19 protein-coding genes are annotated in these 24265 nt (G+C 65.7%); 7 read left to right on the top strand and 12 right to left on the bottom strand.

Features of this window, described 5'->3' with window-relative positions; translation table 11 throughout:
- Nucleotides 1-89 precede the first annotated feature (89 nt).
- From HV765_RS30515 to phoU, 4 genes are all read left to right on the top strand, one after another.
- The gene (locus HV765_RS30515; RefSeq protein WP_054428116.1) at nt 90-1619 is read left to right on the top strand and encodes an amidase; all 1530 of its coding nucleotides are present in this window, start codon (nt 90-92) and stop codon (nt 1617-1619) included.
- A 26-nt stretch (nt 1620-1645) separates the two neighbouring features.
- Nucleotides 1646-3355 (top strand): isovaleryl-CoA dehydrogenase, encoded by a 1710-nt coding sequence (locus HV765_RS30510; RefSeq protein WP_175171993.1) that lies wholly within the window; start codon nt 1646-1648, stop codon nt 3353-3355.
- Between the two features lie 38 nt (nt 3356-3393).
- Nucleotides 3394-4074: a ribose-5-phosphate isomerase RpiA gene (rpiA, locus tag HV765_RS30505; protein ID WP_054428114.1), complete on the top strand. Its 681-nt coding sequence runs from the start codon at nt 3394-3396 to the stop codon at nt 4072-4074.
- A gap of 196 nt (nt 4075-4270) precedes the next feature.
- Nucleotides 4271-4996 (top strand): phosphate signaling complex protein PhoU, encoded by a 726-nt coding sequence (gene phoU, locus HV765_RS30500; protein WP_175171991.1) that lies wholly within the window; start codon nt 4271-4273, stop codon nt 4994-4996.
- Nucleotides 4997-5087: 91 nt separating this feature from the next.
- On the opposite strand, the gene HV765_RS30495 is transcribed toward phoU, so the two are convergent.
- From HV765_RS30495 to HV765_RS30440, 12 genes are all read right to left on the bottom strand, one after another.
- Nucleotides 5088-7040: a phosphocholine-specific phospholipase C gene (locus tag HV765_RS30495; RefSeq protein WP_175171989.1), complete on the bottom strand. Its 1953-nt coding sequence runs from the start codon at nt 7038-7040 to the stop codon at nt 5088-5090.
- Nucleotides 7041-7198: 158 nt separating this feature from the next.
- Nucleotides 7199-7471 (bottom strand): oxidative damage protection protein, encoded by a 273-nt coding sequence (locus HV765_RS30490; protein WP_006218476.1) that lies wholly within the window; start codon nt 7469-7471, stop codon nt 7199-7201.
- A 129-nt stretch (nt 7472-7600) separates the two neighbouring features.
- On the bottom strand, nt 7601-8959 hold the full coding sequence (gene argA, locus HV765_RS30485) for an amino-acid N-acetyltransferase (protein ID WP_054428111.1): 1359 nt from the start codon (nt 8957-8959) through the stop codon (nt 7601-7603).
- Between the two features lie 251 nt (nt 8960-9210).
- Nucleotides 9211-9885 carry an amino acid ABC transporter permease gene (locus tag HV765_RS30480; RefSeq protein WP_054428110.1) on the bottom strand — a complete coding sequence of 225 codons (675 nt, stop codon included), beginning with the start codon at nt 9883-9885 and terminating at the stop codon, nt 9211-9213.
- Between the two features lie 130 nt (nt 9886-10015).
- Entirely contained in the window at nt 10016-10693 is a 678-nt protein-coding gene (locus tag HV765_RS30475) for an amino acid ABC transporter permease (protein WP_233214170.1), read from the bottom strand.
- 21 nt (nt 10694-10714) lie between these two features.
- Complete coding sequence (locus HV765_RS30470) at nt 10715-11461, bottom strand: amino acid ABC transporter ATP-binding protein (RefSeq protein WP_054428109.1); 747 nt, start codon at nt 11459-11461, stop codon at nt 10715-10717.
- A gap of 29 nt (nt 11462-11490) precedes the next feature.
- A complete protein-coding gene (locus HV765_RS30465; protein WP_054428108.1) occupies nt 11491-12345 on the bottom strand; it encodes a transporter substrate-binding domain-containing protein in 855 nt (284 codons plus the stop codon).
- A gap of 10 nt (nt 12346-12355) precedes the next feature.
- Nucleotides 12356-13303, bottom strand: a complete 948-nt coding sequence (locus HV765_RS30460; RefSeq protein ID WP_054428107.1) for an N-carbamoyl-D-amino-acid hydrolase — start codon at nt 13301-13303, stop codon at nt 12356-12358.
- A 35-nt stretch (nt 13304-13338) separates the two neighbouring features.
- The gene (gene hydA, locus HV765_RS30455; protein ID WP_054428106.1) at nt 13339-14835 is read right to left on the bottom strand and encodes a dihydropyrimidinase; all 1497 of its coding nucleotides are present in this window, start codon (nt 14833-14835) and stop codon (nt 13339-13341) included.
- 25 nt (nt 14836-14860) lie between these two features.
- Nucleotides 14861-15640 (bottom strand): SDR family oxidoreductase, encoded by a 780-nt coding sequence (locus HV765_RS30450; RefSeq protein WP_054428105.1) that lies wholly within the window; start codon nt 15638-15640, stop codon nt 14861-14863.
- An 11-nt stretch (nt 15641-15651) separates the two neighbouring features.
- Nucleotides 15652-16578 (bottom strand): dihydrodipicolinate synthase family protein, encoded by a 927-nt coding sequence (locus HV765_RS30445; RefSeq protein ID WP_175171986.1) that lies wholly within the window; start codon nt 16576-16578, stop codon nt 15652-15654.
- 121 nt (nt 16579-16699) lie between these two features.
- Nucleotides 16700-17641, bottom strand: a complete 942-nt coding sequence (locus tag HV765_RS30440) for a LysR family transcriptional regulator (protein WP_054428104.1) — start codon at nt 17639-17641, stop codon at nt 16700-16702.
- 187 nt (nt 17642-17828) lie between these two features.
- Between HV765_RS30440 and HV765_RS30435 the strand changes: the two genes are divergently transcribed.
- The 3 genes from HV765_RS30435 (at nt 17829) to hrpA (ending at nt 23959) form a co-directional block, all read left to right on the top strand.
- Nucleotides 17829-18509 carry an aspartate/glutamate racemase family protein gene (locus tag HV765_RS30435; protein ID WP_175171984.1) on the top strand — a complete coding sequence of 227 codons (681 nt, stop codon included), beginning with the start codon at nt 17829-17831 and terminating at the stop codon, nt 18507-18509.
- A gap of 7 nt (nt 18510-18516) precedes the next feature.
- Complete coding sequence (locus HV765_RS30430) at nt 18517-19926, top strand: FAD-binding oxidoreductase (RefSeq protein ID WP_175171982.1); 1410 nt, start codon at nt 18517-18519, stop codon at nt 19924-19926.
- A gap of 94 nt (nt 19927-20020) precedes the next feature.
- The gene (gene hrpA / locus HV765_RS30425; RefSeq protein ID WP_054428101.1) at nt 20021-23959 is read left to right on the top strand and encodes an ATP-dependent RNA helicase HrpA; all 3939 of its coding nucleotides are present in this window, start codon (nt 20021-20023) and stop codon (nt 23957-23959) included.
- The last annotated feature ends 306 nt before the right edge of the window (nt 23960-24265 follow it).

Here is a 24265-nt window from a genome sequence, read left to right as displayed (position 1 = left end):
CCAGGGCCGCGCGTGCTTGTTGCCTACGCAGACTGTCGATATCCTGGCATGTGCGGCATTTCGCCGTCGAACCCTGGAGCATCGTAAGCATGAGCACCGCTGAACGCCATGATTCCTCTTCCCTCGACGCGACGGCGCTGGGCGCCGATATCGCACAAGGGGTCATAACCGCCCGTGCTGCGATGCAGCAGGCGGTGGACCGGGTAGCGGCGCGCAATCCGTCGATCAACGCGGCCTGCGGCGTTGAAGCCGAAACGGGCCTGCGGCTGGCTCAGGCCCTGGACGACGAACTGGCGGCGCTGTCGCCGGAGCAGCGGCAGGCGCAATTGCAGCACCGGCCATTCCTGGGCGTGCCGACCTTGCTCAAGGACTTGGGCACCGCCGCGCTCGGCCTGCCCAGCGCGATGGGATCGGTGCTGTACGGCCATGTCGCCTGGGACGTCGACGCCGAAATCGTCAAACGATATCGCCACGCGGGCCTGATTCCGTTTGGCCGCACCACCAGCGCCGAGCTGGGCTTGAGCCCCACGACGGAATCCCCGGCCTATGGGCCTCCCACCCAAAACCCCTGGAAAGCCGGCCATAGCGCGGGCGGCTCCAGCGGGGGCGCCGGGGCGGCGCTGGCCAGCGGCATGGTGCGGATCGCGCACGGCAGCGACGGCGGTGGCTCCATTCGCATTCCGGCATCCTGCTGCGGGGTGCTGGGCCTGAAGCCGTCGCGCGGGCTGATGCCGCTGGGCCCGCTGAAGGGCGAAGGCTGGGGCGGCCTGGCCACCGAGCACATGATGACGATTTCGGTGCGCGACTGCGCCGCGTCCCTGGATATCAGCGCGGGCGCCGACGTGGGCGCACCTTATGCGGCCCCGGCGCAGCCAGCGCAATCCTACCGGGCCGTGGTGGCGCGCGTGTCGGCCGATCCGCAAAGCGCCACGCGCCGCCGTATCGCTTTCATCAACACCACCTATGAAGGCGGAGTCATCCACCCGGAAGTGGCCGCCACCGTGGACGAGGCCGCGCGCTTTTTCGCCGCGCTGGGCCATGAACTGGTGCCGGCCTTGCCTCCGGTGGGGTCTGAAGAGGTGTTGTCGCCGATGCTGCCGCTGATTGCCAGCGCCGCGGCCAATGCCATCGACAGTTTCGTCGCGGCGCGCGGACGCCGTTTGGCCGCCGATGAATTGCAGCCCACGACGCTGGGCGCGCGCGAGTACGCCCGTGCGATCTCGGGTTCGCAATATGTGGCGTGCGTGGATACCTGCCACGAAATCACGCGCCGCATTGGCCGCTTCCTGCATCGCGATGGCGCGCACGGCTATGACCTGTTCCTGACGCCGGTGCTGGCGCAGCCGCCCGCGCCCATTGGCCGCTACGCCATGGACAACGCCGATTACCTGGCCTACCGTCTGGGCAAGAAGGGCGTGATCGGCTATTCGCCCTTTGCGCCCTTGGCCAACCTGACCGGCATGCCCGCGATTTCCATCCCCTTTGGCATGTCGTCTGACGGCTTGCCGATCGGCATCCAGGTGATGGGCCCGCTGGGCAGCGAAGCGCTGCTGCTGGAGCTGGCCGCGCAGGTCGAGGCCTTGCGGCCCTGGGCGTTGGTGGCGCCCATGGCCAGATAGATAGCCGAATGCTCCAGGGAGCCGCCATGTCTTCGTTTGCGACGCATACCGTGCAGAACCAGGCGCCCGCCCTGGAAGACTATTCCCTGTACGACACGGACCCGGCCTTGCGCGAGGCGGTGCGCCGCGAAGGGGCCGAAAGCTGGTCGGGCGATCTGGCCGCGCATGGGGCGTGGCTGGGCCGCGCGCAAACGCTGGCGGCTGGCGCCGAGGCCAACCGTTGCCCGCCCCGTTTGCTGAGCTATGACCGCAACGGCCACCGTATCGATCACGTTGAATTCCACCCCGCCTGGAACGTGCTGATGAGCGGCATCGTCGCGCGCGGCTTGCACAGCCGCGCCTGGGCGCAACCGGTGCCGGGCGCACAAGTGGCGCGGGCGGCGGCGTATCTGATGCAAGGGCAGGTTGAAGCCGGCACCTTGTGCCCCACCACCATGACGTTTGCCGCCGTGCCGTTGCTGCAACGTGAACCGGCGGGCGCCGTGGATTTTGCGGGGCAGTGGCTGCCTGCGTTGTACTCGCGCGAGTTCGACGCCGCCGACGCGCCGCTTGCCGCCAAGCGCAGCGCGCTTATCGGCATGGGGCTGACCGAAAAGCAGGGCGGTTCCGACTTGCGTGCGGTGACCACCCGCGCCACGCCCTTGGGCGCGCCGGGCCGGGGCAACGCCTACCAATTAGTGGGACACAAGTGGTTTTTCTCGGTGCCGCAAGCCGATGCGCATCTGGTGCTGGCGCAGACGGACGAGGGGCTGAGTTGCCTGTTCGTGCCGCGCTGGATTCCGGATGGCCCCCGCAACGCCGTGCGCGTGCGCCGCTTGAAAGACAAATTGGGCAACCGCAGCAACGCCAGCGCCGAGGTTGAATTCGAAGACGCCTGGGGCGTCATGGTGGGCGAACCCGGGCGCGGGCTGGCGGTGCTGCTGGAAATGGCGGCCACCACGCGGCTGGATTGCGTGCTGGGCAGTGCCGCGCTGCTGCGGCAGGCGCTGGTGCAATCCATCCATCATGCCCAGCATCGGCACGCGTTTGGCAAACCGCTGATTGCACAGCCGCTGATGCGCAATGTGTTGGCGGACCTGGCGTTGGAAAGCGAGGCGGCGATGGTGTTGGCGCTGCGGCTGGCGCGTGCGGTGGATGGGCGCGGAGGCGGACAACAAAGCGGGCAACAAAACGGGCAAGAACGCGGGCAGGGCGGCGCGCAGAACCGCGCGCTGGTGCGCGTAGGCACGCCGGCCGCCAAGCTCTGGATCTGCAAGCGGGCAATCAGTGCGGTGGCCGAATGCATGGAAGTGTGGGGCGGCAACGGGTATGTCGAAGAGGGGCCCATGCCCCGTATCTATCGTGAAACCCCTGTCAATTCCGTTTGGGAAGGGTCGGGCAACGTAATGGCGCTGGATGTGCTGCGCGCCCTGCAACGCGAGCCCGACGCCTTGCCCGCGCTGGAACAGGAATTCGCAGCCGCTGCCGGCCAGCACCGTGCGTTCGACCAGGCGCTGGCGCAATGGCGGTCGATGCTGGCGGATACCAGCCAGGCGGAATTCCAGGCGCGGCGTATCGCTTGCGGGCTGGCGCGCTTGTGGCAGGCCGCTCTGTTGATCCAGCACGCGCCCGACGCGGTTGCGCAGGCGTTCGTCGCCAGCCGCCTGCCTGCCGATGGCGGCGTTTTCGGTGAACTCGCCGCTGGGGTGGATACGTCTGTCATCCTGTCGCGGGCCTGGCCCGCCGCCGCATGCTAAATTTCCTGGCTTAACCAACCTTCCCGCATTACTCCGCCATGCTCTCCCAGCAAGAACTCAAGCAGCAAGCCGCCGACGCCGCCCTGGAATTCGTTGAAGCCGTTGCCGGCCCGGACGCCATCATCGGCGTGGGCACCGGCTCCACCGCCGACCTGTTCATTGATGGCCTGGCGCGTTTCAAGGGCCGCATTGCCGGCACGGTCGCCAGTTCCGAGCGCAGCGCCGCCCGCTTGGCCGCCCACGGCTTGAAAGTGCTGGACTTGAACGACGTCTCGACGATGCCGATCTATGTAGATGGCGCGGACGAGATCGACGCGAATCTGTACATGATCAAGGGCGGCGGTGGCGCCCTGACGCGCGAGAAAATCGTTGCCTCGGTGGCTGAACGCTTCATCTGCATCGCCGACGAATCGAAGCTGGTCGACACTCTGGGCAAGTTCCCGCTGCCGCTGGAAGTGATTCCGATGGCGCGCGAATCGGTCGCGCGCGCGCTGACCATGCTGGGCGGCCAGCCGCGCCTGCGTGAGGGTTTCGTCACCGATAACGGCAACATCATCCTGGACGTGTCGGGTCTTTCGATCAAAGACGCGCTGGGGTTCGAGGCGCGCGTGAACAACCTGCCGGGGGTTGTCACCTGCGGCCTGTTCGCGTTGGCAGGCGCCGACGTGGCCTTGCTGGCCACCCAGAACGGCATTCGCCGCCTGGACCGCGTGGCGTAATTTCGGGCTCGCCACGCCCCTTTCCGCCTTCCTGCGCTGCCCGTGCATTGCCGCCGCCGCTCCGCCTTGCGGGCGGCGGAGGGCCGATTCATAATCCTGTCACACTTGGGTCATAACCTTGCCGGTTGTGCAGGCCCATCTCGTAACTCTCTTATTTCGGGGCAATGCAATGAGATCAACCACGCAGGGAGCCCGGATGACGGAGCATACAAACAAGCAGTTCGACGCCGATCTGGAAAGCGTCCGTTCGCAGTTCTTGCAAATGGGCGGCTTGGTGGAAGCCATGATCCAGGAAGCGATCGACGCGCTGGCCACCGGCGACCTGTCGCTGGTGGAAAAAGTCCGCGAGCGGGAAAAGGAAGTCAACCGCCACGAAGTCGAGATCGACGAAAGCATCAGCCGCATCCTGGCCCGGCACCAGCCCACCGCCATCGACCTGCGCATGCTGATGGCCGTGTCGAAGATGCTGACCGACATGGAGCGTTCTGGTGACGAGGCCGAGAAGGTCGCCACCGTTGCCCGCCGCATCCATGAAGCGGAACTGCGCCATATCCCCGTGATCGAACTGCGCCACATGGCCGCCAATGTGCGCACCATGCTGCACCAGGCGCTGGACGCGTTCGCACGCCTTGACCCGATTCTGGCCGCCGCCGTCGTGCGCAGCGACAAGGAAGTGGACAAGGAATGGAAGGGCGCGCTGCGTCACCTGATCACCTACATGATCGAAGACCCGCGCACCATCTCGCGCGCCATCGACATGATCTTCATCGCGCGCGCGCTGGAACGTATTGGCGACCACGCCAAGAACATGTCCGAACGCGTCATCTACATGGTCAAGGGCGCCGACGTGCGTCACACCGGCGTGAAGAACACCGAGCGCCTGGCGCGCGGTGAAGAAGAGTCGGACGAGGACGACAAGTAAGCCTCTGCCGCCTCTGCGGCCCGTGCGGCTTGCACGGCCAATCAAAAACCCCAGCGCATCCGCCCTGGGGTTTTTTACTGCCGCACTGTATTTACAGCGGCAGGGTAGCGCCCACACAAAGGCGGGGATCAGGCACGCCGGGCTTGCCGGCATCGATGCGGCCAGCCAGACGGCGTCCGAACGCCGGCATGGCGGGGGTGCTGATCTCCAGGTCGTACCACCCTTCGCACCCGGCGTACTTGAGCTCCAGCGCGCCGCCCGCCTGCACGTGCGCCATGGCGCGCCAGCCATCGCCCATGTGGGATTCCACCTTGAGGGGCTGCGGCATGTCGCTGTGGTTGACCAGACGCAGGCGCAGGCCCGACGTGACGGGCACCAGTTGCGTCTCTAGCAGGCCGGCATCGCGCGCATCACCGCGGAATTGCCGGTGAAATCCATCGGGCCCAAGCAGCCAGAGGTCGTACGCGCCGCCGTCGCCCAAGCGCCACCCGTCATCCAGGCGGGCGCCCGCGCCCACGGTGTAGCGGCGCGGGGCGCGCGCCAGATCGTTGCGGTCGTACACATGCAGCACGGCGGCCACGGTGCCAGGGTTGCGCAAGGTCAGCCGGTAGTGCTCGCCATCGGCGGTGATGCGGCCCACGGCATCCAGCGCATACGGCAGCGGACAGGCGTGGCGGTTGCTATCGTGATGATGCGCGCCCCGGTCGCCCGCGAAGTCGAAGGCGGACGTCAGGTCCCCGGCCACGGCGCGGCGCCACGGGCTGATGTTGGGTTCTTCCACGCCGAAGCGGGCTTCAAGAAAGCGGATCACCGACGTGTGGTCAAACACCTGTGAATTGACCCAGCCGCCACGGCTCCACGGCGACACCACCAGCATCGGCACACGCGGCCCCAACCCGAAACCCCGGCCATGCAGGCTGGCCGGGTCTTCGGCGGTGGCGGCGCTGCGGCCGTGCCGCGCGTCGTGGTATTCGCCGTCCAGTTCCACCGTAGACAGGCCGCCGGACTCGCCATCGGCGCCGCGGGCCGGCGGTGCGGGCGGCGGCATGTGGTCGAAGAAACAGTCGTTCTCGTCATAGGTGACGAGAAACACGCAGCGGCTCCAGGTGTCCGGGTTCGCCGTCAGGATGTCCAGCACCCGTTCCGTGTAAGCGCCGCCTTGCTGGGGCGACGAGACCTCGGGGTGCTCGGAGTCTGCGGTGGGCGCAATGATCCAGGACACTTGCGGCAGCGTGCCGGCAGCGGCGTCGCGGGCCAGATCATCCAGCGTGCAGGTGGACAGGCCGCGGTCGCGCAACGGGGCTTGCGCCGCGCCGCTCGCGTGTTCGCGGCGGTATTGCTGGAAACCGGCCAGCGGGTTGTCGTGGAAGTTGTCTGCCATGTCCTGATAGATGCGCCAGTCCACGCCGGCTTGCTGCAAGCGCTCGGGGTAGGTGGTCCAGGCGTAGCCTTCGCCGGCGGGGCCCAAGCGGTCAAAGTGATTGACCAGCGCGGGGCCGCCCGCCAGGCCAGCGGGGTCATTCGTGCCGGTCCACAAGAACAGGCGATTCGGATTGGTGCCGCCTTGCAGCGAACAGTGGTAGGCGTCACATACCGTGAAGGCGTTGGCCAGCGCGGTCTGGAAAGGCACGTCGGCGCTTGTGTAAGCGCCCATGCCCAAACGGCTCTTGGCGGACAGCCATTGGTCCATGCGGCCGTCGTTCCAGGCGCGTTGCGCGTCGTCCCAGGTGTGCGGCGTGATGTAGCCAACCGGCGTGTGGCTGGCGTATTCCGCTTGCAGCGCATAGGGGCGGCATTGCGTATCGCCGTCCATCTGCGTCAGCACGTTGCCTGCCAACGTGGGCAAAGGATGCGGGTCGGCAAAGCCGCGCACGCCGGGCAGGGTGCCGAAGTAATGGTCGAACGACCGGTTTTCCTGCATCAGGATGACGACGTGCTGCACATCTTGCAGCGTGCCCGTCTTGCGATCAGGGGCAATCGCCACGGCGCGCTGGATGGACGACGGCGGGTCAGCAGGACAGGGCGAGTGCGATTCTTCTTTCATGACAGCCTTAATACGGCCTGAATTCTTGCAATCTTAAGGGCTGCGCGTTTGCGCGCCACGATAAAGCTTGGATACGCCGGAAAACACGAAGCCCCTCGCGGACGAGGGGCTTCGTGGGGGAGCCGCGCGTTGCCTGTTGGCATGGCGGCGTAGCCAGATCAGGCCGACGGCGGAACGTAGCCGTGGGCTTCGACGGTGCCGTCTTCGAACAGGAAACGTTCCATCTGTTCCTTGAGGTACTTGCGTGCGCGGGCGTCAGCCAGGTTCAGGCGGTTTTCGTTGACCAGACGGGTCTGGATCGCCTTCCATTCTTCCCAAGCTTCCTTGGAAATGCTCTGCCAGATCTTGGTGCCGAGCTCGCCGGGGTAGGGAGGAAAATCCAGCCCTTCGGCTTCACGCTTCAATTTCACACAGTTGACGATACGGGACATGGTTCGCTGCCGGAAAGATAGATAACGGCGTATTTTAGCGGGCTTGGCGTCCTGCGGGCGCCAAGCCCCTTCAAGCCCTGCGGTCTGGCCGCCGGGGCGGGGCCGCCCGGCCAGGCCGTCGCCGGCCGGTTACAGCTTCTTGATGAAGACGAGGCTGTTGCGCGAACGGTTGTAGTTGTTCTGCTTTTCGCGGGGCAGGTCGGTAATGCCCCCCTGCACGAAACCGCGCTTCATGAACCAGTGCGACGTGCGCGTGGTCAGCACGAACAGGCGCTTGGCGCCGGTGGCGCGCGCGCGCGATTCCATGTGGCGCAAGAGGATTTCGCCTTCGCCGGAGCCTTGCCATTCGGGGTGCACGATCAGGCAGGCCATTTCGGCCATCTGCTCGTCGGCAAACGTATGCAGCGCGGCGCAGCCGTAAATCACGCCGTCGTGCTCCAGCACCGTGAAGTTTTCCACGTCGCGTTCGATCACGCTGCGCGGGCGCGGCACCAGGGTGCCGTCGGCTTCGAGCGGTTCGATCAGGCTCAGAATGGCGCCCACGTCGTCGATGGTGGCGGCGCGCAGATCGTCCAGCGTGTCTTCCACCACCATGGTGCCCACGCCATCGTGGGTGAAGATTTCAAGCAGCACGCTGCCATCCAGCGCAAACGGCAGCAGGTGGGCGCGCGCCACGCCGCGCTTGACCGCCAGCGATGCGTATTGCAGGAAGGCGTGCGTTTCTTCATCCAGCTCGCCGCCCGCCAAGAGCGCGTCGGCGTCCACGCGGGCAAGTTCCGTGTCCAGCGTGCCGTCGTCGTTCAGCACGCCGTGCGAGCTGGACAGGAAAATCAGCTTTTCCGCGCGCAGCGCTACGGCGACGCTGGTGGCCAGGTCTTCCATGGCCAGGTTGAAGGCGTCGCCCGTCGGCGAGAAGCCCAGCGGCGACAGCAGCACTACCGACGAGCCTTTCTCGATGGCGAACTTCAGCGCGTCGACGTCAATCTTGCGCACCTGGCCGGTGTGCTTGTAGTCCACGCCTTCCAGCACGCCGGTCGGGCGCGCGGTGACGAAGTTGCCAGAAATGACGCGGATGTGCGCGTGCGACATCGGCGTGTTGGGCAGCCCCTGGCTGAACGCGGCTTCGATATCCAGGCGGATTTCGCCTGCCGCTTCCTTGGCGCATTCCAGCGCGGCGGCGTCGGTGGGCGCCAGGCCGCGGTCAAACTGCTGCGTGTAACCCTTCAGGCGCAACTGCTCGTTGACCTGCGGACGCGAGCCGTGCACCAGCACCAGGCGGATGCCCAGCGACGACAGCAACGACAAATCCTGCACCAGCGTATTCAGCGCGCCGGCCTGCACCAGTTCACCGCCGAACGCCACCACGAAGGTCTTGCCTCGGAATGCATGCACGTAGGGCGCCACGTCTCGAAACCATCGGACAAACTGGGCGGGTGCGAATTCTGGGGCTTCAAGGGCGGATACGGTGTCGGGTTCCAGGTCGGGCATGATGTGCGTTGCAAGGTCCTATGAGATCGCGGGACGGCGTGGCCTTGGGCCTGGCCGCTCGCGCCGCCAGGGGGCGGCGCTACGCGGAATTATATGGCCGCAAGGCTCCCCCACCGTTGCAACGCGTGACAGGATTTGTTGCGCGCCGCCCACGGCCGTCTTGGTGACGGGTCTGAGTGACGAGTCTGAGTGGCGGGTCTTAGTGTCCCGCCTTAGTGCCCCGTCTTGGTGTCCAGTCTTACTGTCCCGTCTCAGTGCCCCGGCAGATGCCGGTGCTCCAGCCGGCTCAACAGGCGCACCACCGGCCACAGCAGGATCAGGTAGAACAGCGCGGCCAGCACAATCGGCGACGGGTTGTAGACCAGCGACTGGGCGTCGCGCGCCACCCGCAGCAGCTCGGGCAGCGCCACGGCGCTGGCCAGCGTGGTCAGCTTGACCACTTCAAGCGTGTTGCTGATCAGATCGGGCATGACATTGCGCGTGGCTTGCGGAATCTGCACATGCCAAAGCGTTTGCCAGCTGGACAGCCCGGTGGATCGGGCTGCTTCGATCTGGCCGCGCGGCACGCTCTCCAGGCCGGCTCGGAACACCTCGCCATAATAAGAAGAATTATTCAGCATGAAGCCGATGGCCACCGCAAGCAGCTTGGGCAGGTCCAGGCCCAGGAACGGCGCGCCGAAGTAGATGAAGATCAGCAGCACCAGCGGTGGCAGCGCACGGAAAAAATCGATGTAAACCGCCAGCAGCACCCGCGCCCAGCGCCGCTTGAGCGTGATCGACAGCACGCCGATCAAAAGGCCGGAGGCCAGCCCCACCGGAATCACCATCGCCGACAGCAACAGCGTGCGCCCCAAGCCTTGCAGCAGGTAGGGCGCGACATTCTTGTAGATATTCAGATTGAAAAAGTTCTGCAGGATTTCATCCATGCCATTCCCCTTGGCGCGCGTGGCCGGTTTGATGCTGGCCCGCGACCTTGTGTTGTCTAGCGTGTGCGTGTGCGTGTGCGGGTGATGGTGCTTATTGGCGCAAGCCTGGGCCTGCCGCTCAGCGCGTCCCTCAGTGCTTCCACTTGAAGCGGGTTTCGGTCCATCGTCCCAGAATCACCACGGGCAGAAAGATCAGCAGGCAGGCGATGGCCGCCAGCGTCAGCGGCGTGGCGTTGCCCGCGTTGCTGCTGGCCGACTGCGCGTTGTTGAGCACTTCGCTCAAGCCCACCACCGACCCCAGCGCCGTGCTCTTGGTGATGGCGATGACCCGGTTGGTCAGCGGCGCCACCGTCAGCCGCATCGCTTGCGGCATCACCACATACACCATGCTTTGCAGCCAGTTCAGGCCGGTGGAGCGGGCGGCTTCGGCCTGGCCGCGCGGCACCGACAGAATGCCGGCCCAGAAGATCTCTTCGGCAAACGCCGCCAGCACCAGCGACAGCGACAGCCAGCAGGCCATGAAGGCCGACATCGACAGGTTGATGTACGGGAACGCAAAGAACAGCAGCATGATGACCACCAGCGGCGGCAAGGCGCGCAGGATGTCGGCAAAGCAGATGATCAGGAAGTTCAGCGGCCGGATGCGCAGCGCGCGCACCACGGCCAGCACCAGGCCCAGCGCGACACCGGTGGCGGCCACTGCCACCCCCAGTTGCAGCGTGATCCACATGCCGGACAGGATGTCCGGCAAATACCGCCAGGCGACTTCCGCGTTGAAGAAAGAAAACAGCAGGGCTTTCAGATCCATGGAATACGTACCAGCTGCGCGCTAGGCGGCATGTTCCGCCATGCGGGCAAGGAATGCCTGCGTGCGGGGTTGACGGGGGGCGCCAAAGACGTCCTGCGGCGGGCCTTGCTCGACAATCACGCCGCCGTCCATGAACACGACGCGGTCGGCCGCCGCTTTGGCGAATCCCATTTCGTGGCTGACCACCATCATCGTCATGCCGTCTTTCTTCAATTCGCGCATGACGTTCAGCACGCTGCCCACCAGCTCAGGGTCCAGCGCGCTGGTGGGCTCGTCAAACAGCACCACCTTGGGCCGCAGCGCGAGCGACCGCGCAATGCCCACGCGCTGCTGCTGGCCGCCAGACAGCTGATCCGGAAACGACGACGCCTTGTCGGCCAGGCCGACGCGGTCCAGCGCTTCCATGCCGCGCCGGTCCGCCTCGGCCCGCGCCAGCTTCTGCACCTTGCGCAACGCCAGCGTGATGTTGCCCAGCACCGACATGTGGCGGTACAGGTTGAAGTGCTGAAACACCATGCCGATGTTCTGGCGGATGCGGTTCAACGGGGCGGCGGGCGCGGTGATTTCATCGCCATCGACATGGATGCTGCCGGCTGTGGGCTCTTCCAGCCGGTTGCAGCAGCGCAAGAGGCTGCTTTTCCCCGAGCCGGACGGGCCGATCATGAAGACCAGCTCGCCCCGTTTGACTTCCAGGTCGATACCCTTGAGCACCGCGTTGTCGCCGTAGGACTTGTGCAGCCCGGCGATTTTCAGGATAGGCGTGTCCATCGTGTGGCTCCTGGTGGGCGGGCGCGGGCTCAGCTGCAACGCAGTTCGACGGGCGTGGCGTCGTAGCCGGGCAGGTCCGGCACGCCCTGGCCCGGGGTGACCGTCACCGCAGCCGCGCCTGCCGGGGGCGTGAAGCCGAACCACTTCTGCGCAAGCTTGGACACCGTGCCGTCCTGCTTCAGGCACTTCAGCGCGGACGACACGCGGTTGCGGCCTTCCTTGTCGTCCAGCCGGAACGCCAGCGCCCAGACCAGCCCCGTCTTGATGGTGTAGCTGGTGCGCACGGCCGGGTTCTGCTTGGCGGCCCAGGCTGCAACCGTATTGCCGGCCAGGTTGGCGTCGGCGCGGCCGGATTGCACCGCCTGCACGGCGTCGGCGTTGGACGCATAGACGTCGTACTTGAAGCCGTATTTGGCGGCGTTGTCGCGCGCCCAGTTCTCGTAGGCCGAACCCTTGTTGACCGCCAGCTTGCGGCCCTTCAGGTCGTCCAGCCCCGAGATGTCCTTACCGGACTTGGCGATCACGAACGTGTAGTCCGTGTTCAGGTAGCCCTCGGAAAACAGCAGCGCGCGGGCGCGTTCCTCAGTGGCCGTGGTGGGCGCCAGCACGAAGTCATACTTCTTGGCGTTCAGCCCCGGAATCAGCGCGGCATACTCGGTGCCTTCGATGGTGATGGTGGTGCCCAGCTGCTTGGCCAGCGCCTGCCCCAGTTCGATGTTGAAGCCGTCCAGGCCGCCGCCCAGCTTGGGCATGGCGTGCGGCGCAAAGGTGGCGTCCACGCCTGTCGTCAGCGGTTGGGCAGCGTGCGCCAGGCCAGCGCCGGCCAGCAGCAGGGTCAGGCCACAGCGGCTGGCGAACGAGAAAATGCGGGAGTTGCGGTTCATGGCGGGTCCTTTAGGGAAGAGGCGTCTTGCCCAGCGCCGGCCCGGCTCCCACGCGCTCAAGAATCAAGCCGTAGTGTTCCGGGCGCCGATGGGCGGCGAAGTTGAAGATGTGCTGCTTGAAGGTGTCTCCCAATGCCAGGTCAGCCTGGCAAAAAATCACCTCATCCTCCTCCCCCTGTGCCTGCGCCACGATCTCGCCCGTGGGCGCGACGATGGCTGATCCGGCGATCAGGTGGCTGCCGTCTTCCACGCCGGCCTTGCCTGCCGCCGCCACCCACACCGCGTTTTGATACGCGGCGGCCTGCAAACTGAGCAGGTGGTGGAACATGCGCAAGTGGACCGGTTCATTCCAGTGGATATTCAATGACGGCGTGTTGTATCCCAGCGCCACGACCTCGGCGCCTTGCAGCGCCAGCACGCGCCAGGCTTCTGTCCAGCGGCGGTCGTTGCACAGACACATGCCGATGCGTGTGCCCAGGGTTTCCCAAACGTTGAAGCCTTCGTTGCCGACTTCAAAGAATTTCTTTTCCAGATGCTGGAACGGCGCCTGCGGCTTGTGGTCGCTGTGCCCCGGCAGATGAATCTTGCGATAGCGCCCGACGATGCGCGCGTTCGTATCAACCAGAATGCTGGTATTGAACCGGCGCCCGTCGGATGCAACTTCGGCATAGCCCAGATAAAAACCAATACCCAGCTCGCGCGCGGTGTCGAACAGGATGCGGGTATCGGGGCCCGGCATTTCCTTTTCGAAGTAGCGGGCCACGGCCTCTTCTTCGGTCATCCAATAGCGCGGAAAGAACGTCGTCAGCGCCAGCTCCGGAAACACCACCAGCTTCGCGCCGCGCGCATGGGCCTCGCGCATCATGGCCAGCAGCCGGGCCACGGCCTGGCGCCGAGTTTCGTCAGGCTGCACCGGGCCCATCTGCGCGACCGCCAGGCCAAAGGGACGTTTGCTCATCAGGGGTTCCTTATTCGTTGGAGTTGGCGGGCGCGTTACGTGTTGGAAGGGGCGGCGCTGGGGCTGGCACTGCTGAAGTACTTGCGCACCAGCGCGTCCGGGTTGCCGTTCAAACGCTGGCGCAGCACAGGTTCCGGCGTGCCGCGCTTGATGAACTGGCCGCTGCCGCGCGCCACTTGCAGTTCGCCGTTTTCAACGGCGATGCGCCCGCGGCTGATCACCACTTCCGGCCAGCCGCGCACCGTCTTGCCTTCGTAGGGCGTGTAGCCCACGTTGTCGTGCAGCATGGCGGTGCCGATCGTGACCTCGCGTTCCGGGTTCCAGATTGCGATGTCGGCGTCGGCGCCCACCGCGATCGTGCCTTTCTTCGGGTACAGGCCGTAAGTGCGGGCGTGGTTGGTAGCGGTCAGCGCGACGAAGCGTTCGATGCTCAGGCGGCCGCCCAGCACGCCTTCGGAGAACAGCAGCGGCATGCGCACTTCCAGGCCGGGCACGCCATTGGCCACATCCTTGAACGTGGTGTCTTCCCCCTTGGGCAACTTGCCGCTGGCGTCGAACCGGTAGGGGGCGTGGTCCGACGAATACAGTTGCAGCGTGCCGTTGATCAGCCCTTGCCACACGGCTTCTTGCGATGCCGGATCGCGCGGCGGCGGGCTGCAGCAGAACTTGGCGCCTTCCAGCCCGGGCTGGTCGATGTCTTGCGCCGTCAGGAAAAGATATTGCGGGCAGCTTTCAGCATGGATGGGCAGCCCCAGCGCCTGCGACGAATGCACCACGCGCACCGCTTCCTGGCCCGCCACGTGCACGATCAGGATCGGCACGTCCATCATGCGCGCCAAGGTCACGGCGCGGTTGGTCGCTTCGCTTTCGGCCAGCGGCGTGTGGGCCACGGCATGGTATTTGGGCGCGGTCATGCCGCGTTCGGCCAGGCGGCGCGCCACCCAGCGGATCATGTCGTTGTTCTCGGCATGCACCATCACCAGCGCGCCTTCGCGGTCGGCCACTTCCAGCACGTCCAGCAGCTGGTAGTCGTCGAGCTTCAAGCGGTCATAGGTCATGAAGACCTTGAACGAGGTGATGCCGTTGCGGATCAGTTCGGGCAGGTCGTGTTGCAGCGCCTGTTCGGTCGGGTCCGACAGAATCAGGTGAAAGCCGTAGTCGATGACGGCCTTCTCGGCAGCGCGGCGGGCGTAGTCGGAAACGACGTCGGGCAAGAGGTTGCCGCGATGCTGGGCCGCGAACGGAATGATGGTGGTGGTGCCGCCGAACGCGGCCGACACGGTGGCGCTGTAGAAGTCGTCGGCGCACATGATGCCCATGCCGGACAGCTGTTCGACGTGGCAATGGCTGTCGATGCCACCGGGCAGCACCCAGCGGCCGGCCGCGTCGATGTCCCGCTTGCCGGGCGCCAGGCCCTGGCCCAGCGCCGCGATCACGCCATCGCGCACGCCGATGTCGGCGGTGAAGGTGTCGGTGGCCGTGCTGATGCGGCCGTTGCGGATGGTCAGGTCAAAGGGGGCGGTGTCGGTCATGGGGGGCTGCAAGGGTAAGAAGGAGTCAGAGCGTGCCGGGGTAGATGCCGCCATCCAGCACCAGGTTCTGCCCGGTCATGAAACCGGCGCGGGCGCCGCACAGGAATGCGCAGGCGTCGCCGAATTCGGCCGGGTCGCCGTAGCGGCCGGCAGGCACCGTGGCCAGTCTTGCCGCCAGCACGTCATCCACGGTTTTGCCGCCGTCGCGCGCGGCGCGCTCGGCGGTCTGGCGAAGACGGTCGGTCAGGAACGGGCCGGGCAGCAGGTTGTTGATGGTGACGTTGTGCCGCACCGTCTGGCGCGCCAGGCCCGCCACAAAACCCGTCAGGCCGGCGCGGGCGCCGTTGGACAGGCCAAGAATGTCGATGGGCATCTTCACGGCGGCCGACGTGATGTTGACGATGCGGCCGAACCGGCGCGCGATCATGCCGTCTACCGTGGCGCGGATCAGCGCAATCGGCGTCAGCATGTTGGCGTCCAGCGCCGCGATCCAGTCCTCGCGTGACCATTCGCGAAAATCCCCCGGCTTGGGGCCGCCGGCATTGGTGACCAGAATGTCGGGCTCGGGGCAGGCCGCCAGCAGCGCTTGCCGTCCTGCTTCGGTGGTGACGTCGGCAGCCACGGTGACGATGGTCGCGCCCGTATCCTTGCGTATGGCGTCGGCCGCCGCATCCAGCGTGGCGGCGGTGCGCGCGGCCATCACCACGTCGGCGCCTTCGCGCGCCAGCGACCACGCGCAGGCCAGGCCCAACCCTTTGCTGGACGCGCACACCAGCGCACGCTTGCCCTTGATTCCCAAATCCATGTCGAACCCCTTTAGTCTTGAACGGCTTGGCGGCCGGTGGCGGCCAGCGACAGGCCCACACGCGCAACGGTGGCTTCAAGTTCAGCGGCGGTAACCGGGTCGATGCGCATGCCGGGCGCGCGCAAGGCGTAGCTCTTGATGGCGCCGCGGCGCTGGTACACATACTTGCGCAGCGCCAGGCCGATCTTGGGCTGGAATTCGTAGCGGATCAGCGGGCAATAGCGGTCGAAGATGGCGGCGGCGCCGGCCTTGTCGCCGCGTGCGTAGCGCTCGTAGATGGCCACCAGGATTTCGGGAAACGCAAACCCCGTCATCGTGCCCACGGCGCCCCGTTGCAGCTCTTCCAGGAAGTACACGCCGCCCAGGCCGCCGAAGATTTTCATGTCTTCGTCAGGCACCAGTTCGCGGATGCGGCTGATCTTTTGCGCGACGGGCGGCTCTTCCATCTTGATCATGTGCACGCCGCCTTCGCGGCCCAGCCGCGCCACGACTTCGGGGCGGATCTCGGTGCCGAAGGAGTCCGGAAAGTCATGGATCACGACCGGAATCTTCACGGCGTCGGCAACCGCCTTGTAGTAGTCGAACAGCAGCGCGTCGTTGGCGTTGTCCAGCGGTGCGGCGAAGACGGCGGCGGCGCCCATGTCCTGGGCTTCCCGCGCCTGCTCGATGGCGCCTGCGATGCCGTGGGCGCGCACGCCTACCCACACCGGCACGCGGCCGTCGGTATGGTTGACGAAGGTCTCCAGCACCTGCCGGCGCTCTGCGTTGGACAGCTTGTGCAGCTCGCCCAGAAATCCCAGGATGGCCAGGCCAGTCACGCCCGTTTCCAACAGGAAATCGACCAGCGTGCGGATGCTGTCGGCATCCACCTTCAGGGCGTCGTCAAAGGGCGTGGGGCAAATGGTGAAGACGCCTTTGGCGTCGATGGAGTCAGCCATCATCTCTCCGTCAGGATGCGTGAAAACCGAAAGCGAAAACAGCGTTTCGGATGTCATCCTAATGCGGATGTTTTAGAACTCCACTTGCTTTTTTATTGCCTGGGTATAACACCCAGTTAAGTCAAGGTTTACCCTGGGCAGGGTTTGCCTGGACGGGATTCGAGAGCTCAAAACCCTGTTCTTGCAGCGTGTGCCGCAAGACATCCACGAAGGCTTGCGCCAGCTGAGACAGGGGTTCGAATCGCGATTGCACCAGGTTCGCCGTCAGGATCTTTGCCTGGTTGATCGGACGCACGACGAAGTCTCCCTGCGTGCGGCTCTTGACCGAAAATTCGTCCACGATGGCGATGCCGGCGCCGGCTTGCACGAGCGAACACGCGTTCTGCGGCGAGCTGACTTCCACCGCCAGCCGGCGGGTGTGTCCGGCCTCTTGGTACATCTGTTCAACCAGCATGCCAAAGGGCGTGTCGCCGCCGTACGAAATCAGCGGATACGGCAGCAGATCGGCGATGGACAAGAGCGAGCGGTGCGCCAGCGGATGGTTGTACGGGCAGATGCAGACCAGGCGCGCCTGGCCAATGGCTTGCGTGAGCAGGTTGGGGTGCTGGACAGGCAAAATCACTACGCCCAGCTCTGCGCGGTTATCCAGCAGCATCTGCGTCAGGGGCTGCTGGGTCAGCGGCTGGAACGTGATCTTCACGTCGGGATGCGTTTCGCGAAAACGCGTGATGGACATCGGAATCAGCATGTGGCCGATGCTGGGGCTGGACACCAGATGCAAAATGCCGCTGCGGCGTTCGGCCAGTTCGGAGGCCAGCTCGCCCACGCGCCGCACGCCGGCGTACACCGCTTCAACCTCACGGAACAACTGGCGCGATTCGGGCGTGGGGTAGAGCCTGCCCTTGATGCGTTCGAACAGGGCAAACCCCAATCGCTGTTCGGTGTGCGACAAGAGGCGGCTGACGGCGGGCTGCGAAACGAACAAGAGTTTGGCTGCTCCGCTGATCGTGCCGGTCGTCATGACCGCGCGGAATACCTCGATTTGTCGCAAGTTCAGTTGCATGGCGCACACGCTGGGGTGGGGTCGCAAAAGCATAACAAAGGGTTAAGGGCAGCGCACAAATTGACATTGGATGCTTATGCGGCGGCGCAGCTAGACTGACGCCGTATTTTGACCAATCCCTTGCCCAATCCCTTGCCCAGTCGCTCGCCCAGGACGGATGGCACAGACCCTGATGGAAAAGCCCCTGATGGAACAGACCCTTTTTGTCATCAACCCGAATTCCACCCAGGCCGTCACGGACGCCTTCGATGCGGCGCTTGAACCCTTGCGGATGGCGGGCGGCCCCCGCATTCAATGCCTGACGCTGGCCGAAGGCCCGGCCGGCGTGCAGACGCAGATGGATGTGGAAAGCGTGACCTTGCCGCTGGCCCGGCGCGTGCGCGAACTGGACGCCGAGTATGGCGCGGCTGCGGCGGGCTACGTCATCGCCTGCTTCAGCGACCCGGGCCTGCACGCCGTGCGCGAAGTCACGGCCAAACCCGTGCTGGGCATCAGCGAATGCGGCATGCTGACCGCGCTGACGCTGGGCCAGCGCGTGGGCGTGATCGCCATCCTGCGCCAGTCGCTGCCGCGCCACGGCCGGCTGTTTGGCGCAGCCGGGCTGTCGGTGCGCGTGGCCGCCGAGTTGCCGTTGGACCTGGCCGTGGTGGAATTGTCCGACGTGGCCCGCACCCGCGAACGGCTGCTGCAAGTGGGCCGCCGCCTGCGCGACGAGCACCTGGCCGACGTGCTGGTGCTGGGCTGCGCCGGCATGGCCGACTACCGCGGCTGGCTGCAAGCCGAACTGGGGGTGCCCGTGGTCGAGCCGACGCAGGCGGCCGCCGCCATGGCCATCGGCCGAATCCGGCTCAATTGGCACGGCGCCTGAGGCCCCCATGCGCAACCCGGAATTGATCGAACGCTTATCGCATCTGGTGGGCGATAGCGGGCTGGTGCTGGATGCGGAAGGGCAGGCGCCTTACGTGCGGGATTGGCTGGGTAAATGGCAAGGCGGCACGCCCGTGGTGGTGCGTCCGCGCAATGCCACCGAGGTCTCGGCGGTGATGCGGTTGTGCCACCAGAGCCGTACGCCGGTGGTGCCGCAGGGCGGCAACACGGGCATGAGCGGCGGCGCAACGCCAGACGCGAGCGGCGCGCAGGTGATCCTGAGCCTGAATCGCATGAAGCGCATCCGCGAGGTGGACCCGGTCAACAACACGCTTTGCGCCGATGCCGGCGTGCTGCTGGCCGACGTGCAGCAGGCCGCGCGCGGGGTGGGGCGGCTATTTCCGCTGAGCCTGGGTTCCGAAGGCAGCTGCACCATCGGCGGCAACCTGGCCACGAATGCCGGCGGCACGGCGGTGCTGCGTTACGGCAATACGCGCGATCTGACGCTGGGCCTGGAAGTGGTGTTGCCGGATGGCCGGGTCTGGAACGGTTTGCGCGGGCTGCGCAAGGACAACACCGGCTACGACCTGAAAAGCCTGTTCATCGGCTCGGAAGGCACGCTGGGCATCATCACGGGCGCCATGCTGAAGCTGTTTCCCGCGCCGGCGGGCCGGGCCACCGCGTGGGTCGGGGCGGACTCGCCCGAGCAGGTGGTCAGCCTGCTGACGCGTTTGCAGACGGCCTGTGGAGACCGGCTGACCGCGTTCGAAATGATGTCGGCGCGTTGCCTGGACTTGGTCGTGGCCCATGTCAGCGGCGCGGTCAATCCGCTGAGCGAGCGTCATCCGTACTATGCGTTGCTGGAACTGTCCGACACCGAGCCGTCCGGTCTGCCGGCCATGCTGGAATCCGCGCTGGGCGCGGCGCTTGAAGCCGGCGTGATTCAGGGTTGCGTGATTGCCACGAACGACACGCAGGCGCAATCGATGTGGCGATTGCGCGAAGGCATTTCGCAGGCGCAGGTTCGGGCGGGCAAGGCCGTCAAGCACGACATCGCCGTGCCCATTTCGCGGTTGGCGGCTTTTGTGGAAGAGGCCGACCTGGCGCTGATGTCTGAGTTTCCCCATCTGCCCATCGTGAATTTTGGCCATATCGGCGACGGCAATCTGCATTACAACGTGCTGTTGCCGCTGGACACCGCGCCCGCGGAACACGCCCGATTGACGGCCGCGCTGAACCGCCGCGTTCACGATCTGGTGGCGCAGCGCGGGGGCAGCATCAGCGCGGAGCACGGGGTGGGGCAGTTGCGCCGCGACGAGCTGCGGCGCTACAAGTCGCCCGTGGAAATGGATCTGATGCTGATGATCAAACGGGCGCTGGACCCCAACCAGCTGATGAACCCGGGCAAGCTGCTGTAGCGGCGGCATTTGGGCACGGGCTGCGAGTGGCCGGATGGCCCAGGCGCGAAATCGCCAGAAATTTATAATGTCGGGCTAATTGGATAAATCCTACATGCCTGAATCCTCCAGCCCGCGGGCGCCCAGAACGCCGGCGCCGCAATCCGGGGGCCAGAAAGCGCCCCGGAACGAGTCCCGTGGCACGCCCCGGCCCGAGCGCCCCATCCCCGTGGTGACCTACCCCGAAGACCTGCCCGTCAGCGCACGGCGGCAGGAGATTGCGCGCGCCATCGCCGGCCACCAGGTCGTGATCGTCAGCGGGGAAACCGGCTCGGGCAAGACCACGCAGCTGCCCAAGATCTGCCTGGAGCTGGGCCGTGGCCGCCAGAAGATGATCGGCCATACCCAGCCGCGCCGCCTGGCGGCGACGTCGGTGGCCAAGCGTATCGCCGAAGAACTGAACTCGCCGATGGGCGAAGTGGTGGGCTATCAGGTGCGGTTCAACGACCGCACCGGTCCGAACGCGTCGATCAAGCTGATGACGGACGGCATTCTGCTGGCCGAGTCGCAGCGCGATCCGCTCTTGCGCCGCTACGACACCATCATCATCGACGAGGCGCACGAACGCAGCCTGAACATCGATTTCCTGCTGGGCTACCTGAAGCAGTTGCTGCCGCGCCGCCCGGACCTGAAGCTGATCATCACGTCGGCCACCATCGACGCCGAGCGCTTCGCCAAACACTTTGCCGCGTCCGAAGACAAGCCCGCGCCGGTGATCGAAGTGTCGGGCCGGCTGTACCCGGTCGAGGTCCGCTACCGCCCCGTGCGCGAGGAAATGGCCGAGGACGACACCGCGCCCGCCGCCAAGCCGGGCCGCGACCGTGACCGCGAGCGCATGTCGGGCGACGAGGAACGCGACCTGATCGACGCCATCGTCGACGCGGTGGACGAGTGCGCGCGCCATGGCCCGGGCGACGTGCTGGTGTTCCTGCCCGGCGAACGCGAAATCCGCGAATCCGCCGAAGCCTTGCGCAAGCGCCACCCCGCCGGCACCGAGGTGCTGCCGCTGTATGCGCGCTTGTCGCAGGCCGAGCAAGAGCAGATTTTTCACCCGCGTACCAACGCGCGGCGCATCGTGCTGGCCACCAACGTGGCGGAAACGTCGCTGACGGTGCCGGGCATCCGCTTCGTGGTCGATAGCGGCCTGGCGCGCATCAAGCGTTATTCCTGGCGCAACAAGGTCGAACAGCTGCGGATCGAACCGATCAGCCGCGCGTCGGCCAATCAGCGCGCCGGCCGTTGCGGCCGGGTGGGGCCAGGTCTGTGCATCCGGCTCTATGACGAGCTGGACTTCAATAACCGCGCCGCCTTCACCGACCCCGAAGTGCTGCGTTCGTCGCTGGCGTCCGTCATCCTGCGGATGAAGGCGCTGAAGCTGGACGACATCGAGCAGTTCCCGTTTGTGGAAGCGCCGCCTGGGCGCGCCGTGGCCGACGGCTACCACTTGCTGCAAGAGCTGGGCGCGATTGAGCTGGCGTCGGCGGCGGACGACGACGCGGATACCACGCGCACTGGCGCGTCTTTCGTGCTGACCGAAACCGGCCACGAATTGGCCAAGCTGCCGGTGGACCCGCGCATCGGCCGCATGATTCTGGCCGCGCGCGAACACCAGTGCCTGTCGGAAATGCTGATCATTGCGTCGGCGCTGTCGGTGCAGGACGCGCGCGACCGCCCCATGCAGGAGCGCGAAGCGGCCGAGGCCGCACACGCCAAGTTCGCCGATGACAAGTCGGAGTTCATTTCCTTCCTGAAACTGTGGCGCTGGTACGGCGAGCAGGTGCAGCACAAGGCGTCGCAGCGCAAACTCGTGAATCTGCTGCGCCAGAATTTTTTGTCGCCGATCCGTTTGCGTGAATGGCACGACGTGCACACGCAACTGTCTGCCTTGGTGGGCGAGCAGGGCTGGCGCGTCAATCAGGCGGAAGCGACGTACGAACAATTGCATCTGGCGCTGTTGTCCGGCTTGCTGGGCAATATCGGTTTCAAGAGCGACGAGGGCGGCCACTACCAAGGCGCCCGCGAGATCCGCTTTCATATCCACCCCGGCTCGCGCCTGGTGAAGAAGGCCGGGCGCTGGATCATGGCGGCTGAACTCGTCGAAACGACGCGCCTGTATGCGCGCTGCGTGGCGCGGATCGACCCGGTGTGGCTGGAAAAGGTGGGCGCCCATCTGATCCGCAAAAACTGGTCAGACCCGCGTTGGGAAAAGAAGGCCGGGCAGGTGGTGGCCAATGAGCGCGCCACGCTGTATGGGCTGACGATCTACACGGGCCGTCGCATCCATTACGGCCGGGTCAACCCGACGCAGGCGCGTGAACTCTTTATTCGTCAGGCGCTGGTGCCGGGCGAGATCGACACGCGGCTGCCGTTTGTGGCGCACAACCGCAAGCTGATTGCCGGCATCGAAAAGCTTGAGCATCAGACGCGCCGCCCCGACATTCTGGTGGACGACGAACTGATCTTCGCCTTCTACGACCGCCAGCTGCCCGCCGATATCTCGCAGACGACGTCGCTGGAAAAGTGGGTGTCCAGCCTGGACAAGGCGGCGGCAGCGAAGCTGATGCTGACCCGCGACGAGCTGATGCGCCACGAAGCCGCCGGCGTCACGACCGATGTGTTCCCCAAGAAGGTGGAATGGCAGGGCGTGTCGATGGCGTTGGACTACCACTTCGAACCGGGCTCGCCGCGTGACGGCGTGACCTTGTCGGTGCCGCTGTTCGCGTTGAACCAGATTGACCCGGCCCGCTGCGAGTGGCTGGTTCCGGGCATGCTGAAGGAAAAGGTTCATCTGCTGCTGAAGTCGCTGCCGCAAAAGCTGCGCCGCCATTGCGTGCCGCTGCCCGACTACGCCGCCGGTTTCTATGACCGCTGGTTTGAACGGCAGGCGGACCCGCAGCAAGGTCTGGTCGACGCGATCATTGCGGATATGTGGGACCAGGTGCAGGTGCGCCCGGCCGTGGGCGACTTCAAGCTAGAGACGTTGCCGGCTCACTTGTTCATGAACTTCCGCGTGGTCGACGAGCACGGACGCATGCTGGCGGCAGGCCGAAATCTGGCGCAGCTGCGCGCGGAATTCGGCAAGCAGGCGCAGGCGACGTTCCAGCAACTGGCGGCCAGCGATACGCAAGTCGCCCAGGCGCTGGCGCATGAAAACCTGACGACGTGGTCGTTCGGGCCGTTGCCCGAGATCATGGAGATCAAGCGGCGCGGCCAGTCCGTCATCGGTTATCCGGCGCTGGTGGACCGTGGCGCGCATTGCGATCTGGATGTGTTCGACGACCCGGACGAGGCGCGCAAGCACCATCGCGCCGGTTTGTTGAAGCTGTTCCGGCTGGGCTTGCGCGAGCAGGTGAAATTCCTGGAAAAGAACCTGGCGGACCTTACCAAGATCAGCATGCTGTACATGACGCTGGGCACGCAGGAAGAACTGCGCGACCAGATCATCGATTGCGCGCTGGGGCAGGCCTGCCTGGCGGAACCGTGGCCGGTGAACGAGCAGCAGTTCGAGGCCCGCCGCACGGAAGGCAAGGGCCGTCTGGGGTTGTTGGCGCAAGAGGTGGCTAGGCTGGCTGGGGCGGTGCTGACTGAATACGCAGCGCTGCAACGCAAGCTGCCACAAGCCAAGCCGCACGCTTCGGCATACGCGGATCTGCAGCAGCAGATTGGCGCGTTGATGCCAAAGATGTTCATCCGCGATACGCCGTATGCGCAGCTGTCGCACTATCCGCGGTATCTGAAGGCCGCCGTGGCGCGCATCGACAAGCTGCGCGCAGACCCGGGTCGCGACGCGAAGCTGGTTGCCGAAATGGCGCCGCTGGTGACGCAGTATCAACGGGCTCGGTCGGCACTGAAGGGGGCGCCTGATCCTCGATTGGATGAGTTTCGGTGGCTGCTGGAGGAACTGAGAGTGGCGTTGTTTGCGCAGGAGCTGCGGACGCCGATGCCGGTTTCGGTAAAGCGGCTGATGAAAAGTTGGGAGTCGTTGAAGCGGTGAGATTTTGGGTGGCTGGGGGCGGATCGAGTTTGCGGATGGTCTGGGGCGGTTCGGCTTCTTCGGTGGTTTGCTGCTTTTCGTGTTCGTACGTGGCTTGCGGCGGATCGGGTTCGTAGGTCGCCCGTCGGCGCGGTGGCCCTGACTGCGCGCGCCCACGATTGCGGTCCGGAGCCTTCGCTCCGGACTGCCCCTTCCTCATCCTCGTCCGCCTTCGGCTCCCTTGTATCTTGAGCCCTGGAATGGTTAGCTACCATTCCACGAGAGACAGGTGAGTTTCTGCGGCTCCCTTAGGTGGTCGACCCTGTT

The sequence above is a fragment of the Achromobacter kerstersii genome, from assembly GCF_902859595.1.
In the GTDB taxonomy this organism is placed as follows: Bacteria; Pseudomonadota; Gammaproteobacteria; order Burkholderiales; family Burkholderiaceae_B; genus Achromobacter; species Achromobacter kerstersii.
The sequence above is the reverse complement of the archived record's forward strand: the minus strand, read 5'-3'. Positions and strand labels throughout refer to the sequence as shown.

What these genes read in the sequence shown, in the direction of transcription:
- HV765_RS30515 (WP_054428116.1), top strand. Translation starts at nt 90, where the DNA reads ATGAGCACCGCTGAACGCCATGATTCCTCTTCCCTCGACGCGACGGCG.
- HV765_RS30510 (WP_175171993.1), top strand. Translation starts at nt 1,646, where the DNA reads ATGTCTTCGTTTGCGACGCATACCGTGCAGAACCAGGCGCCCGCCCTG.
- rpiA (WP_054428114.1), top strand. Translation starts at nt 3,394, where the DNA reads ATGCTCTCCCAGCAAGAACTCAAGCAGCAAGCCGCCGACGCCGCCCTG.
- phoU (WP_175171991.1), top strand. Translation starts at nt 4,271, where the DNA reads ATGACGGAGCATACAAACAAGCAGTTCGACGCCGATCTGGAAAGCGTC.
- HV765_RS30495 (WP_175171989.1), bottom strand. Translation starts at nt 7,040, where the DNA reads ATGAAAGAAGAATCGCACTCGCCCTGTCCTGCTGACCCGCCGTCGTCC.
- HV765_RS30490 (WP_006218476.1), bottom strand. Translation starts at nt 7,471, where the DNA reads ATGTCCCGTATCGTCAACTGTGTGAAATTGAAGCGTGAAGCCGAAGGG.
- argA (WP_054428111.1), bottom strand. Translation starts at nt 8,959, where the DNA reads ATGCCCGACCTGGAACCCGACACCGTATCCGCCCTTGAAGCCCCAGAA.
- HV765_RS30480 (WP_054428110.1), bottom strand. Translation starts at nt 9,885, where the DNA reads ATGGATGAAATCCTGCAGAACTTTTTCAATCTGAATATCTACAAGAAT.
- HV765_RS30475 (WP_233214170.1), bottom strand. Translation starts at nt 10,693, where the DNA reads ATGGATCTGAAAGCCCTGCTGTTTTCTTTCTTCAACGCGGAAGTCGCC.
- HV765_RS30470 (WP_054428109.1), bottom strand. Translation starts at nt 11,461, where the DNA reads ATGGACACGCCTATCCTGAAAATCGCCGGGCTGCACAAGTCCTACGGC.
- HV765_RS30465 (WP_054428108.1), bottom strand. Translation starts at nt 12,345, where the DNA reads ATGAACCGCAACTCCCGCATTTTCTCGTTCGCCAGCCGCTGTGGCCTG.
- HV765_RS30460 (WP_054428107.1), bottom strand. Translation starts at nt 13,303, where the DNA reads ATGAGCAAACGTCCCTTTGGCCTGGCGGTCGCGCAGATGGGCCCGGTG.
- hydA (WP_054428106.1), bottom strand. Translation starts at nt 14,835, where the DNA reads ATGACCGACACCGCCCCCTTTGACCTGACCATCCGCAACGGCCGCATC.
- HV765_RS30450 (WP_054428105.1), bottom strand. Translation starts at nt 15,640, where the DNA reads ATGGATTTGGGAATCAAGGGCAAGCGTGCGCTGGTGTGCGCGTCCAGC.
- HV765_RS30445 (WP_175171986.1), bottom strand. Translation starts at nt 16,578, where the DNA reads ATGGCTGACTCCATCGACGCCAAAGGCGTCTTCACCATTTGCCCCACG.
- HV765_RS30440 (WP_054428104.1), bottom strand. Translation starts at nt 17,641, where the DNA reads ATGCAACTGAACTTGCGACAAATCGAGGTATTCCGCGCGGTCATGACG.
- HV765_RS30435 (WP_175171984.1), top strand. Translation starts at nt 17,829, where the DNA reads ATGGAACAGACCCTTTTTGTCATCAACCCGAATTCCACCCAGGCCGTC.
- HV765_RS30430 (WP_175171982.1), top strand. Translation starts at nt 18,517, where the DNA reads ATGCGCAACCCGGAATTGATCGAACGCTTATCGCATCTGGTGGGCGAT.
- hrpA (WP_054428101.1), top strand. Translation starts at nt 20,021, where the DNA reads ATGCCTGAATCCTCCAGCCCGCGGGCGCCCAGAACGCCGGCGCCGCAA.